We start from the raw sequence: 12,471 nt of genomic DNA on the forward strand, positions 1-12,471 counted from the left end.
GGGCGCGCGGTTCTCGGAAGGGCACGCGCCCTTGGGCGAGCGGCGGCGTGCGGAAGCGCGGGATTCTACTGAGCGCGCAGCTTCGGCAGCAGCATCGCGCCAATCAGCAACCCACCCACCACCATCGCCATCACGATCCCCGGCACATTCAGCATGCCCAGTGCAAACGTGAACGCGCCCAGCAGCACGGCCGCCAGCACGACGCCCACCATGCTGCCCCGCCCGCCCTGGATGGCCACGCCGCCCAGCAGCGCGATGGTGATGGCGTCCAGTTCCCAGCCGGCCGCCAGGTTGGGCCGGGTGCTGCCGATGCGGCCCGTCAGCAGCACGGCCGCAAGGGCTGCGGCGATGCCGGCGAAGACGAACAGGCCCAGCCGGTAGCGGTCCGCCGCGATGCCACTGAAGCGCGCGGCGACCGGGTTGGAGCCGACGGCGTAGACGCGCCGGCCGTGCACGGTGCGGTGCATCCACACCGCCACGCCCGCAGCAAACAACAGCGCGACGGTGAACTCGATGGGCACGATGAGCCACTCGACGCCTATCAGGTCGCCCAGCGTGCCATTGCCCAGCACGCTCAATGCCTCGGGGTAACCAGTGACGGCCTGGTCGCCCAGCAGCACCAGCGCCAGGCCGCGATACAGCGACAAGGTGCCGATGGTGACGACGATGGACGGTAGGCCCCGCTTCGTGACCAGCCAGCCGTTCAACAGCCCGCAGGCAGCACCCGTAGCGACGGCCGCGAGCAGCATCAGCGGCAGCGGCGCCCCGGCCTGCATGGCCAGGCCCATGGCCAGCGACGACAGCGCCATCGTCGCGGCGATGGACAGGTCGATCTCGCCGGCCACGATGAGCATGGCCATGGCCATCGCGATGATGAGTCGCTCGGACATGTTGACCGTGCTGTCGGCCAGCGCGTAGGGCGACAGGAAGCCCTCGATGCCGAAACCGAAGGCGACGTAGAGGATGAGCAGCAGCCCCGCCAGCGCGCGCTCCCAGGGGGTGAAGGCCTTCATGACGAGCGTTGCTCCAGGATGGGCAGGCCCTTGCTGGCCCGCGCATTGGCGTTGAAGGCGACGGACAGCAGGATGACCGCGCCGGCAATGGCCTGCTGCCAGAACGGCGAGACCTGGATGACCGGCAGCGCCGCGTTGACGACGCCGATGAACAGCACACCCAGCATCGCGCCGCACACCGTGCCGATGCCGCCGGCGATGCTGACGCCGCCGATGACGCAGGCGGCGATGACGGTCAGCTCGTAGCCTGCCGCCAGCTCCGTGAACGCGATGGCGTAGCGCCCCACCCACAGCAGGCCCACCAGCCCGGCCAGCGCACCGGACACGGCATAGGCCTGCAGCAGCCGTGTGCGGTGCGGGATGCCGGCGACCACGGCCGCGTCCGGGTTGTTGCCCAGCGCCCTCACCTCACGCCCCGCCGGCCCCCAGCGCAACCATGCGGCCACGGCGGCGACGGCCAGCGCGGCGATGAGGATCAACGCCGGGATGCCCAGCCACTCGGCGCGCGGCAGCGCCTTGATCCCCGCGTGCACGTCCTGCTCCGACACCCAGGCGCCGCCCGAGGCCACGAACACCGCGCCGCGGTAGAGCGCCATCGTGCCCAGCGTCACGACGATGGGCGGCAGCCCGGCGTGCGCCACCAGCAGGCCGTTCACGACGCCCAGCAGCGCGCCCAGGCCCAGCGCCAGCAGCATCAGCAGCGCGATGGGCATGCCGGGGAAGGCCTGGCCCACCAGTGCGCAAGCCATGCCCGTCAGCGCCAGGTTGGACGCCACGGACAGGTCCACGCCGCGCGTCAGCAGCACGACGACCTGGCCGGCCACGAGCATGGCCAGCAGCGCCGACTCGTTGGCGATGTCCAGCCCGTTGCGGAAGGTGAGGAAGATCGGCGCGCGCCACCCCACCAGCAACACGATGGCCACGGTGGCGCCGAGCAGCAGTTGGTCGCGTTTCAACATGATTGCGTCTCCACGCCCGAGGCCGCCGCCACGATGGCCTCGGCCGGCGCGCCGTGCGCAAACTCGGCCACCATGCGGCCGCGCCGCATGACGATGACGCGGTCGGCCAGGTTCATCGCCTCGGGCAGCTCGGACGACACGAGGATGACTGCCAGGCCTTGCTGCACCATCTGCTCGATGAGTTCATAGACCGCCTGCTTGGCGCCGATGTCGATGCCCTTGGTCGGTTCGTCCAGGATGACGACGCGTGGCTGCAGGCCCAGCCATTTGGCGATGACGACCTTCTGCTGGTTGCCGCCGGACAGGCTGCCCACGGCCAGGTCTTGCGACGCGGTCTTGATGCGCAGGCGTTCGATCAGGCCCTGGGCAAAGCCGTGCTCGCGCACGGCCGACAGCCAGGGCCCGCGCGACAACTTGCCATGCCAGGCATGGCGCGGCCCGGCCAGCGCCGGCAGCGTCAGGTTGGCGCCGACCGACATGTCCAGCAGCGCGCCCTGGCCGCGCCGGTCCTCCGGCACATAGGCCAGGCCGGCGGCGATGGCCTGTGCCGGGTCGTGCAGGTCCACCGCACGGCCGTCGATCTCGACGCTGGCGGTCGCATCCGGCTTCAGGCCGATCAGCGCCAGCATGGCCTCGCTGCGCCCGGCGCCCACCAGGCCGTAGAAGCCCAGCACCTCGCCGCGCCGCACGTCGAACGACAGGTCCGCGAACTCGGTCGGGTGACTCAAGGCCTGCACGCGCAGCGCCACGTCCCCGGCCGAGCGCCGGCGCGACGGGTAGATGTCGTCCACCTCGCGGCCCACCATCAGCCGCACCAGCTCGGCCTCATTCGCGGTGACCATGTCGCCACTGCCGACGGACGCGCCATCGCGCAGCACCACGTAGCGGTCGCACACGGCGAACAGCTCGTCGAACTTGTGCGTGATGAACAGGACGGCCACGCCCTGCGCCTTGAGGCGGCGCACCAGCGCACAGACCTCGTGGATCTCGGCCTGGGACAGCGCGGCCGTGGGCTCGTCCAGGATGACGACGCGCGCCTGCATGGACAGTGCCCGCGCGATCTCGATCTGGTGGCGCTGGGCGATGCCCAGCTCCGCGGCCGGTGTGCGGGCGGAGAACTGCGCGCCCACGGCGTCCAGCCACTGCTGCGCCTCGCGCTCCATGCGGGGCCAGTCGACGGCGCGCAGGCCCATCACGCGCTTGGTCGGCGGACGGCCGATGAAGATGTTCTCGGCGGCGGACAGCGCGTCGAACACCACCGTCTCCTGGTGCACGGCGGCGATGCCCACGGCCTGCGCGTCCTGTGTGCGGGTGAAGCGCACGGGCCGGCCGTCCAGCAGGATCTCGCCCGCGTCGGGCGCATGCACGCCGGTCAGCGTCTTGACCAAGGTGCTCTTGCCGGCGCCGTTCTCGCCGATCAGCGCCAGCGCCTGGCCGGGCAGCAGGTCCAGGTCGACGCCGCGCAGCGCCTGCGTGGGGCCGAAGCGTTTGGTGATGCCGCGTAGCTGCAGCATCAGTACATCTTGGCGAACTTCTCGACGTTGCTCGCGTTGAAGGTGAAGGGCTCGGCCATCGCACCTTCCGCGTTCGCGTCCAGCACCATCTTGCCCACACGGCCCAGCGGCACGGTCTCGCCCGAGGCGCCCTTGACCGTGCCTTTCACCAGCGCGTTCGCCGCATGGATCACCGAGTAGCCCAAGTCCACCGGGTTCCAGATCGCAAAGCTCTTCACCGCCCCGCCCTTGACATGGCCCAGCATTTCCGAAGGCAGGCCCAGGCCGGTCACGAACACCTTGCCCGTCATGCGCTCGTCCTGCACCGCACGCGCCGCCGCAGCGATGCCCACCGTCGTTGGCGCGACGATGACCTTGAGGTTCGGGTGGCTCTTCAGCAGGCCTTGCGCCTCGCGGTAGCTCTTGTCGGTCTGGTCGTCGCCGTAGACGACGCTGACCAGCTTGACCTTGGCATAGGGTGGCGTGGCCAGCGTGGCCTTCATCGCGGCAATCCACGCGTTCTGGTTGGTGGCCTGCGCGGTGGCGGACAGCACGGCGACCTCGCCGCCGGCGGGCGACGCATCCAGCACCAGCGCAGCCAGCTTGGCGCCGATCAGCGGCGTGCTGGACGGCGCCAGGTGCAGCTGCCGGCCGTCCTTGCGCACCATGGAGTCGAAGGACAGCACCTTGATGCCGCGCGCCTGAGCCTTCTTCAGCACCGGCACCAGCGCGTCGGGGTCGTTGGCCGAGATGGCGATGGCCTTGACGCGCTGCGCGATCAGCGCATTGACGATCTCCACCTGCCCCTCGGCCGTGGCCTTGGCCGGGCCGGCGTAGATGATCTCCAGCCCGCCCAGCTCCTTGGCCGCCTCCTGCGCGCCCTGGCGGGCCGCGTCGAAGAAGCCGTTGCCCAGGCTCTTGACGACCAGCGCGACCTTGTCGGCGGCCAAGGCCGATGGGCTGGACAGCGCGGCCGCGAGTGCGGCGGCGAGCAGGAGGTGATTGCGCGGCATGAAGTCTCCGTGTGTCTCGGCGGGTGGCCCGCCTGGGCCCGCGAGCATCGTCTGCCGCGCCGGGCGCAACCGCTCAAGGTGATGCGTGTTTCAGTTCACCACAAACACGGCCGCGCTGCGGCCCGGCACTTCGAACACGCCACCCACGGCCTTCGCCTGCGTCGCCACCCGCCTGTCGGCAGCGCGGGCGCCGGCCTGCACCGGATGCAGCCGCCAGGCCGAGCCGGCTTCGGCGGGCAGGCTCAGGCGCTGGGCCTCGGGCGACACGTTGATCAATGTCATCACTGCCTTGAAGCCGCCCAGCCCACGGCCGTCGATGCGCGTCGCGATCAGCACCGGGTTCTGACCGGCACCGCTGCCGGGGAAGCTCAGCCGCTTGTTGACCTCCGCCGCGCTGGCCAGCCGCAGCAGCGGCGTGCTGGCGCGGATCTTCAGCAGGTCGCGGAAGACATCGCGCGCCCAGGCGATTTCGGCGGGGCCTGGGGCAATCGACGGATCAGCCAGCCGCTCGCGGGCCAGTGCCCAGTCGCGGCCATCCTTACCGAAGTTGTCCTGCTTTGGCGGCAGGCCGGTGCCGAAGTGGTTGGTCTGGTAGGTCCAGTCCAGCCGGTTGAACCAGTCGCCCGAGTCGTAGCTGTTGCGGTCCATGCTCTTGCTGCGCAGGATGTCCTGACCGGCATGGAAGTAGGCGATGCCCTGACTGAAGGCCACCACCGCCGCGCCCAGCATCTGCACACGGGCACGGTCCTCGCGCGAGGTGGCCAGCGGCAGCTTCAGCGCGTTGATGTCGAACAGCGTCTGGTTGTCGTGGTTCTCCACGTAGTTGACGACCTCACCGGGCTCGCTCGCGAAACCGGCCGGCTGGTCACCGCCGTAGGGGATGGCGTCCAGGCGCTGGGTCTCGCCGCGCCAGGTCGTCAGCTCGAAGCCGCGCAGCGAGCCGGCCAGGCCGACGCGGATCATGTCGGCGGCGCTCAGCAAGTCGTCCCGCGAGCGGTCGGCACCCAGCGCGTTGGGCGCGTACACCAGGCCGTTGAGCCAGCCCTGGTTGCGCACGCTGGCATCACCGCCCTCCCCCGCGCCACCACCACGCGCCGCGTCGCGGCCACGGTCGCTGAAGGCGCCAATGCCGCTACCGTTCAGGCTCAGCTGCGAGGCCTGCACGAAGCGGGCGCCGTTGGCCACCTCGCCGAAGTTCCAGCCCTCGCCCAGCAGTTGCACCGGCCGGCTGGCCTCGGCATCGACGCGCCTCTGCAGCCGCTCCATCGCCTCGCGCGGCTGGTGGCCCATCAGGTCGAAGCGCATGGAGTCGATGCGGTACTCGCGCACCCACAGCGCCGCCGAGTCGATCATCAGCTTGGCCATCATGCGGTGCTCGGTGGCGGTGTTGTCGCAACAGGTGGAGCGCTCGACCTCGCCCTTGGCATTGAGGCGGTGGTAGTAGCCGGGCACCAGGCGGTCCAGCACCGACTTCGGATGCTGGCCGGCTGCGGCCATGTGGTTGTAGACCATGTCCATGCCGACGCGCAGGCCGGCCTTGTGCAGGGCCATCACCATTTGGCGGAACTCGACGACGCGCCGCAGCGGGTCGGTCGCGAAGCTACCCTCGGGCGCGTTGAAGTGCCAGGGGTCGTAGCCCCAGTTGAAGCAGTCGTCGGCAGCCACGGCCATCACGGCGGCCTGCTGCGCGTCACTGTCGGCCGGCGCGTTGGGCACCGTCGGCGTCTTGCAACCACGCTCGGGCACGCTGGCGAGGTCGAAGACGGGCAGCAGATGCACGTCGGTCATGCCGGCCTTGGCCAGCGCCTTGAGGTGCTTCATGCCGTTGGACGCGCCCTCGGTAAAAGCCAGGTATTTGCCGCGCCAGGTGGGGCGCACGGTGGCGTCGCCGATGGAGAAATCGCGGACATGAAGCTCGTAGATGAGCTGGTCGGTCGCGGCCTTCACGCGGTTCGGGCGCGGCGTGCTGTCCCAGCCGCGCGGCTTCAGCGCGGGTGAGGCCAGATCGGCGACGACGCTGCGCTGTGAGTCGGCCGTGAGTGCCACCGAGTAGGGGTCGGTGACAAGGTTGCGCACGCGGCCATGCGTGGGCGTGACGACATCGACGAGGTAGCGGTAGGCCTGGCCGCTCAGGCTCCCCTGCAGCGTCGCGCGCCACACGCCGGTGGTGGTGTCGAACTGCATTGCGTCGGCAGCGACTGCGGGCGACTCAGCGCCGCCATAACGGCACAACAGCACGCGCTGCGCGGTCGGCGCCCAGACGGCGAAGCTCGTCCGCGCCCGGGTGGGGTGGGCGCCCAGGTCGCTCACGCGCTCGGCGGCAACGTAGAGATCGTCCAGCGCGCCGGGCGTCTGCACGCCGGTGGCGGCGATGACGCGGCCGTCCGCCGTTTCGTGCACCAGTAGCAGTTGCGCGCGCAGCAGCGTGGCCACTTCGGCGCCGCTAACCGCAAAGCGCGGCCCGTCGCCAATGAAGCGGAACCGCACCGGCAGCGCGGCAGCGCTGGGCTGCAGTTCGACCGCGCCATCACCACCCGCCACCGTCTCGCCCGCCACCGCCCGCAGCCCCGCCGCCCGCGCGTGATGCAGCCGCAGCCGCTCGCCCGCCTGCAGCTTCAGCCCCGGCCATTGCAGCGTGCGTGCGTCCAGCCAGTAGGCCTCGGCGGCGGCATTGGCGGCGGGCGCTGGCGCAGGCACCGGCGCGTTGCAGTCGTCCAGATCGCCCGCCCGTGCGACCGTGGCGATCAGCGTCAGGCCCAGCAGCGCGACCAGCGTGGAACGAGGCGTCATGGTTGTCTCCAATGTTTCGCCACATAGTAGCAAAACTACATTTATCGAAATCCCGCTATTGCTTCAAGCATGTAAGTCGCTATGCTGCGCGCCAACTTTATGCGTAGTTTGATTACATGAACCGCTGCGTTGGCCAGTTTCAGAAGGCGTCGATGGCAGTCGCGGCAGCCCTGCTCGCCGCCTGCGGCGGTGGCGGCTCTGGGGCCGCCGCACCGGCGCCGCCACCTGCACCCGTCGCCCTGCCCACGCCGGACACCAGCGCCGTTGCCGCAGCCGACCCCGGCAGCGCACTGCCCGAAGGCTGGCAGCGCGGCGCCTTCATGCAGGTCTTCGTGCGCAGCTACCAGGACAGCGACGGCGACGGCATCGGCGACCTGCGCGGGCTGACCAGCCGGCTCGACTACCTGAAGGACCTCGGTGTCACCGGCCTCTGGCTGATGCCCATCACCAAAAGCCAGGATGGCGACCACGGCTATGCGGTGAGCGACTACCGCGACATCGAGCCCGCCTACGGCCGGCTGGCCGACATGGACGAACTGCTCAGGCAGGCCCATGCGCGCGGCATCGGCGTCATCATCGATCACGTCATCAACCACAGCGCCGGCCAGAACCCGTTGTTCGTCAACGCCCGGGACTCGGCCAGCAACCCCTGGCGCGACTGGTATGTCTGGCAAAACCCGGCACCCGGCGGCTGGAGCATCTACGGCGGCAACCCCTGGCGCGCCACGGCCAACGGCGCCTACTACGCGCCGTTCTGGGACCAGATGCCCGACTTCAACCTGGGCAAGGCCGAGGTCGTCGACTTCCACAAGAACGCGCTGCGCTTCTGGCTGAACCGGGGCGTGGACGGCTTCCGCTTCGACGCGGTGGGCAACCTCGTCGAAAACGGGCCCGCCGCCTGGGAGAACCAGCCGCGCAACTACACGCTGATGAACGAGATGCGCCAGCTGCTGAATGGCTATGCGCGCCGTCACATGGTCTGCGAGGGCCCGGTCGACCCGCAGGGCTTTGGCGCCGCGTCCGCCTGCGGCAGCGCCTTCGCCTTTGACCTCAGCGCCGCGCTGATCGGTGCCGCGCGCGGCCAGGCCGGCTCGGTCGCCACGCTGGCCAACTACTTCAAGACCGCGCCGGCCGGCATGTCGCCCTTCCTGTCCAACCACGACGGCTTTGCCGGCCAGCGCCCGGCCGACCAGCTGGGCGGCGACATCGCCCAGCTCAAGCTCGCCGCCAGCGCCACCCTGCTGCTGCCGGGCGTGCCCTTCGTCTACTACGGCGAGGAGATCGGCATGCGCGGTGCCACGTCGCTCACGGGCGACCCGACCCTGCGCACGCCGATGGCCTGGAGCGCGGGCGAAAACGCCGGCTTCACGACCGGCACGCCCTACCGCGCGCTCGGCGCCAACGCGGCGACGAACCACGTCGCCGCCCAGCAGGCCGACCCGAATTCGCTGCTCCACCACTACCGCACGCTGCTGGCGCTGCGCAACGGCACCGCGCCGCTGCGCGACGGCGACTACGCCAACGCGACGGCCAGCGGCACGCTGCTGACCTACCAACGCCGCACGGCCACGCAGGCCGCCACGGTGGTCATCAACTTCGGCAGCACGGCCGCCGAGGCCAGCTTGACGGGCCTGCCCGCCAGCGAGACGCTGCAGGCCGCCTACCCGGCCGGCGGCGCCAATACAGCTAGCGACGCGGCCGGCCAGGCCCGCGTCACCGTCCCCGCGCAATCGTTGCGCGTCTACACCCACACGCGATGAAGACCAGCCCCAAACACCTCCTGCTGTGCCTCGCGCTCGCCGCCGCCGGCGCCTGCGCGCAAGCCCAGATCGACACCCGCCCCGTGCCCGCCCAGCCGCGCGCCAGCAGCCTGCCGGCGAACTGGCAGCAAGGCGTGTTCATGGAAGTCTTCGTGCGCGGCTATCAGGACAGCGACGGTGACGGCATCGGCGACCTGCGCGGGCTGACGAGCCGGCTGGACTATCTGAAGAAGCTCGGCGTCAGCGGCCTGTGGCTGATGCCCATCACCGCCAGCTCCGACCGCGACCACGGCTACGCGACGACCGACTTCCGCGCCATCGAGCCGCAGTACGGCACGCTGGCTGATTTCGACGAGCTGGTCCGCGAGGCGCACAAGCGCGGCATCGCCATCGTCATGGACTACGTCATCAACCATGCGTCGTACCAGTTCCCGCCCTTCCAGGCCGCCGTGGCCGACCGCAACAGCCCGTGGCGCAGCTGGTTCGTCTGGGACGCCAACCCAGGCCTGGGATGGGACATCTGGGGCAAATACCCCTGGTACGACGCGGCCACCAAGCCCTGGGACTGGCCTGGCGACCTGAAGGATCTGCCCGCGCCCAAGCCCGGCGCGCCCGATGTGTTCTTTGGCACCTTCGGCCCGCACATGCCCGACTTCAACATGCGCAACCCGGCGGTGGTTCAGTACCACGAGGACTCGCTGCGCTTCTGGCTCAACCGCGGCCTGGACGGCTACCGGCTGGACGCCGTGCCCCACCTCATCGAGAACAACGCCAAGGACTGGAACGACCAGCCCGAGAGCCGCGCGCTGACCAAGCGCTTCCAGGACCTCATCAAGAGCTACCCCGGTCGCTACGTCGTCTGCGAAGCCACGGCCGAACCCATCGCCTACGGCGAGCCCGGCCTGTGCGGCGGCGCCTTCGCCTTCAACCAGAACTACGAGCTGATGAAGGCCGCCAAGGGCGATGCCTCAGCAGTGCAAAAGGTGGCCGACTATTACCGCGCCATGTCGCCGACGATGGCGACCTTCCTGCACAACCACGACATCTTCACCGGCCAGCGCGTGTGGGACCAGCTGCACGGCGACGAGGCCCGCTACCGGCTGGCGGCGGCCAGCTACCTGCTGCTGCCGGGCACGCCCTTCGTCTTCTACGGCGAGGAGATCGGCCTGGCCGGCATCGACGGCAAGGATGCTCGGGACGACGCGCCGCTGCGGTCGCCGATGAGCTGGACGCCGGCAGGTGGCTTCTCCACGAACCCGCAGCCCTTCCGCCCGCTCGCGCTGAACCGTAGCCGGCACAACGCCGAGAGCCAGCAGCGCGACCCGGCCTCGCTGTTCAACTTCTACCGCGAGCTGATTCAACTCCGCCGTGCCTCACCCGCGTTGACGTTGGGCCGCTACGAAGCGGACAAGGTCGACGGCCAGGTCTGGACCTTCCAGCGTGTGCAGGGGAACGAGCGTGTGCTGGTGGCCATCAACTACGGCGACACGCTGGCCGCATTCGACCTGCCAAAACGAGCCCGCGCGCTCTATCCCAAGGGCGGCACCGCACGCGCGACGCTGCCCCCGCTCTCTGTCCACATCTACCGGCTGGAACCGCAATGAAAGCCTTGATCACCCTCGCTACTGCCCTGCTGATGAGCCTGCCCCTGATGGCCACCGAACCCACCCATCGCGTCGAACCGCCCAACTGGTGGGTCGGCATGCGCGACACCTCGCTGCAGCTGATGCTGCACGCCCCCGGCATTGCCAACGCCAAGCCCACGCTGGCGCCCTACCCCGGCGTCACGCTGAAGAGCAGCCACCGGGCCAGCAGCGCCAACTACCTCTTCGTCGACCTGGACATCGCGCCCGGCACCAAGCCCGGCGAGCTGACGCTGAACGTCGCCGGCAAGGCGCTGCGCTACCCGCTGCTGGCCCGCGCGCCCGGCTCGGCGGACCGCCAGGGCTTCGGCCCCAAGGATGCGATCTACCTCGTCGTACCGGACCGCTTCGCCCAGGGCGGCAGCGGCAAGCAGGCCGACATGAAGGAAGGCCAGGACCGCGCCGATCACGGCGGCCGCCACGGCGGCGACCTCGCCGGCATGCGCCAGCACCTGGGCTACATCGCCGGGCTGGGCTTCACGCAGGTCTGGCCCACGCCGCTGGTCGAGAACAACAGCGCCAAGTACAGCTATCACGGCTACGCGGCGACCGACTTCTACAAGATTGATCCACGCTTCGGCACGAACGACGACTTCGGCGCTTTCGTCTCCGAGGCGCGTTCCAAGGGTATCGGCGTCATCCAGGACATCGTGCTCAACCACATCGGCAGCGACCACTGGTGGATGAAGGACCTGCCGGCGCCCGACTGGGTCAACGCCTGGCCGCAGTACACGGAGACGCATCACGCGCGCATGACGCTGCAGGACCCGTATGCCTCAGCGCAAGACAGGAAGCGCTTCACCGACGGCTGGTTCGTGCCCGGCATGCCCGACCTCAACCAGCGCCGGCCGGAGCTGGCCACCTACCTGATCCAGAAGACGCTGTGGTGGGTTGAACGCTTCGGCCTGTCCGGCATCCGCACCGACACCTACTCCTACTCCGACCGCGACTTCCTGAGCCGCTGGTCTGCGCGCGTCATGCAGGAGTACCCGCGCCTGAACATCGTCGGCGAGGAATGGAGCCCTCACCCGGCCGTCGTCGCCTACTGGCAGCGCGGCAAGAAGAACCACGACGGCTACATCTCGCACGCGCCGAGCATGATGGACTTCCCGATGCAGTCCAACCTGCTCGCGGCGCTGACGGAGGGCGACGGCCCGCACACCGGCCTGACCAAGCTCTACGAGGGCCTGGCGCACGACTTCGTCTACCCGGACCCGTCCAACCTCGTGCTCTTCGACGGCAACCACGACACGCCGCGCATCTTCTCGCTGCTGAAGAACGATGTCGACCTGACCAAGATCGCGCTGGCCTACCTGGCCACGACGCGCCGCATCCCGCAGCTGTTCTATGGCAGCGAACTGCTGCTGCAGAGCCCCACCGAGCGTGACGACGGCAAGGTGCGTGCCGACATGCCCGGCGGCTGGCCCGGCGACAAGGTCAATGCCTTCACGGGCGCGGGACTGACCGCCGAGCAGCGCGACATGCAGGACTGGGTGCGGCGCCTGTTCACCTGGCGCAAGACCGCGACCGTCATCCACGACGGCGCGCTGATGCAGTTCGCGCCGCTGGAGGGCGTGTATGTGTTCTTCCGCTATGACGCGGGGCGGACGGTGCTGGTCGCGCTGAACAAGACGGGCAAGGCGGTGGAGCTGCCCGTGGCCCGCTTTGCGGAACGCGTCGCGCCGGGTCAGCGCGCCCGTGATGCGCTCAGCGGCAAAGACCTCACGCTGGGCGCCAGCCTGAGCGTGCCGGCGCGCAGCCCGCTGATCCTGGAGATCGGGCGCTGACCGGCGCAGCAGC

The 12,471-nt window shown here is 69.8% G+C and carries 8 protein-coding genes; 3 read left to right on the plus strand and 5 right to left on the minus strand.

Features of this window, described 5'->3' with window-relative positions; all coding sequences use genetic code 11:
- Positions 1-65: 65 nt before the first annotated feature.
- From ACG00Y_RS00255 to ACG00Y_RS00275, 5 genes are all read right to left on the minus strand, one after another.
- Positions 66-1,013, minus strand: coding sequence for an ABC transporter permease (locus ACG00Y_RS00255; RefSeq protein WP_394475251.1), 948 nt, complete (start codon positions 1,011-1,013; stop codon positions 66-68).
- On the minus strand, positions 1,010-1,972 hold the full coding sequence (locus ACG00Y_RS00260; RefSeq protein ID WP_394475252.1) for an ABC transporter permease: 963 nt from the start codon (positions 1,970-1,972) through the stop codon (positions 1,010-1,012). Before ACG00Y_RS00260 ends, ACG00Y_RS00255 begins: the two co-directional genes overlap by 4 nt.
- A complete protein-coding gene (locus ACG00Y_RS00265; protein ID WP_394475253.1) occupies positions 1,966-3,486 on the minus strand; it encodes a sugar ABC transporter ATP-binding protein in 1,521 nt (506 codons plus the stop codon). The genes ACG00Y_RS00260 and ACG00Y_RS00265 overlap by 7 nt, the downstream gene beginning before the upstream one ends.
- Complete coding sequence (gene rhaS / locus ACG00Y_RS00270) at positions 3,486-4,478, minus strand: rhamnose ABC transporter substrate-binding protein (RefSeq protein ID WP_394475254.1); 993 nt, start codon at positions 4,476-4,478, stop codon at positions 3,486-3,488. Before rhaS ends, ACG00Y_RS00265 begins: the two co-directional genes overlap by 1 nt.
- 90 nt (positions 4,479-4,568) lie before the next feature.
- Positions 4,569-7,268, minus strand: coding sequence for an alpha-1,6-glucosidase domain-containing protein (locus ACG00Y_RS00275; protein ID WP_394475255.1), 2,700 nt, complete (start codon positions 7,266-7,268; stop codon positions 4,569-4,571).
- A 152-nt stretch (positions 7,269-7,420) separates the two neighbouring features.
- Between ACG00Y_RS00275 and ACG00Y_RS00280 the strand changes: the two genes are divergently transcribed.
- From ACG00Y_RS00280 to ACG00Y_RS00290, 3 genes are read left to right on the plus strand one after another with little or no spacing between them, the layout of a single operon-like run.
- Entirely contained in the window at positions 7,421-9,028 is a 1,608-nt protein-coding gene (locus ACG00Y_RS00280; RefSeq protein WP_394475256.1) for an alpha-amylase family glycosyl hydrolase, read from the plus strand.
- Positions 9,025-10,632, plus strand: a complete 1,608-nt coding sequence (locus ACG00Y_RS00285; protein WP_394475257.1) for an alpha-amylase family glycosyl hydrolase — start codon at positions 9,025-9,027, stop codon at positions 10,630-10,632. The genes ACG00Y_RS00280 and ACG00Y_RS00285 overlap by 4 nt, the downstream gene beginning before the upstream one ends.
- Positions 10,633-10,664: 32 nt before the next feature.
- Positions 10,665-12,458 (plus strand): glycoside hydrolase family 13 protein, encoded by a 1,794-nt coding sequence (locus tag ACG00Y_RS00290; protein ID WP_394475258.1) that lies wholly within the window; start codon positions 10,665-10,667, stop codon positions 12,456-12,458.
- Positions 12,459-12,471 lie beyond the last annotated feature (13 nt).

It is taken from the genome of Pelomonas parva (assembly GCF_043555835.1).
GTDB classification, from domain to species: domain Bacteria; phylum Pseudomonadota; class Gammaproteobacteria; order Burkholderiales; family Burkholderiaceae_C; genus Pelomonas; species Pelomonas parva.

Excerpts from the sequence above, each read along its gene's own strand:
- ACG00Y_RS00255 (WP_394475251.1), bottom strand. The coding sequence starts at position 1,013 with ATGAAGGCCTTCACCCCCTGGGAGCGCGCGCTGGCGGGGCTGCTGCTC.
- ACG00Y_RS00280 (WP_394475256.1), top strand. The coding sequence starts at position 7,421 with ATGGCAGTCGCGGCAGCCCTGCTCGCCGCCTGCGGCGGTGGCGGCTCT.
- ACG00Y_RS00275 (WP_394475255.1), bottom strand. The coding sequence starts at position 7,268 with ATGACGCCTCGTTCCACGCTGGTCGCGCTGCTGGGCCTGACGCTGATC.
- rhaS (WP_394475254.1), bottom strand. The coding sequence starts at position 4,478 with ATGCCGCGCAATCACCTCCTGCTCGCCGCCGCACTCGCGGCCGCGCTG.
- ACG00Y_RS00265 (WP_394475253.1), bottom strand. The coding sequence starts at position 3,486 with ATGCTGCAGCTACGCGGCATCACCAAACGCTTCGGCCCCACGCAGGCG.
- ACG00Y_RS00285 (WP_394475257.1), top strand. The coding sequence starts at position 9,025 with ATGAAGACCAGCCCCAAACACCTCCTGCTGTGCCTCGCGCTCGCCGCC.
- ACG00Y_RS00260 (WP_394475252.1), bottom strand. The coding sequence starts at position 1,972 with ATGTTGAAACGCGACCAACTGCTGCTCGGCGCCACCGTGGCCATCGTG.
- ACG00Y_RS00290 (WP_394475258.1), top strand. The coding sequence starts at position 10,665 with ATGAGCCTGCCCCTGATGGCCACCGAACCCACCCATCGCGTCGAACCG.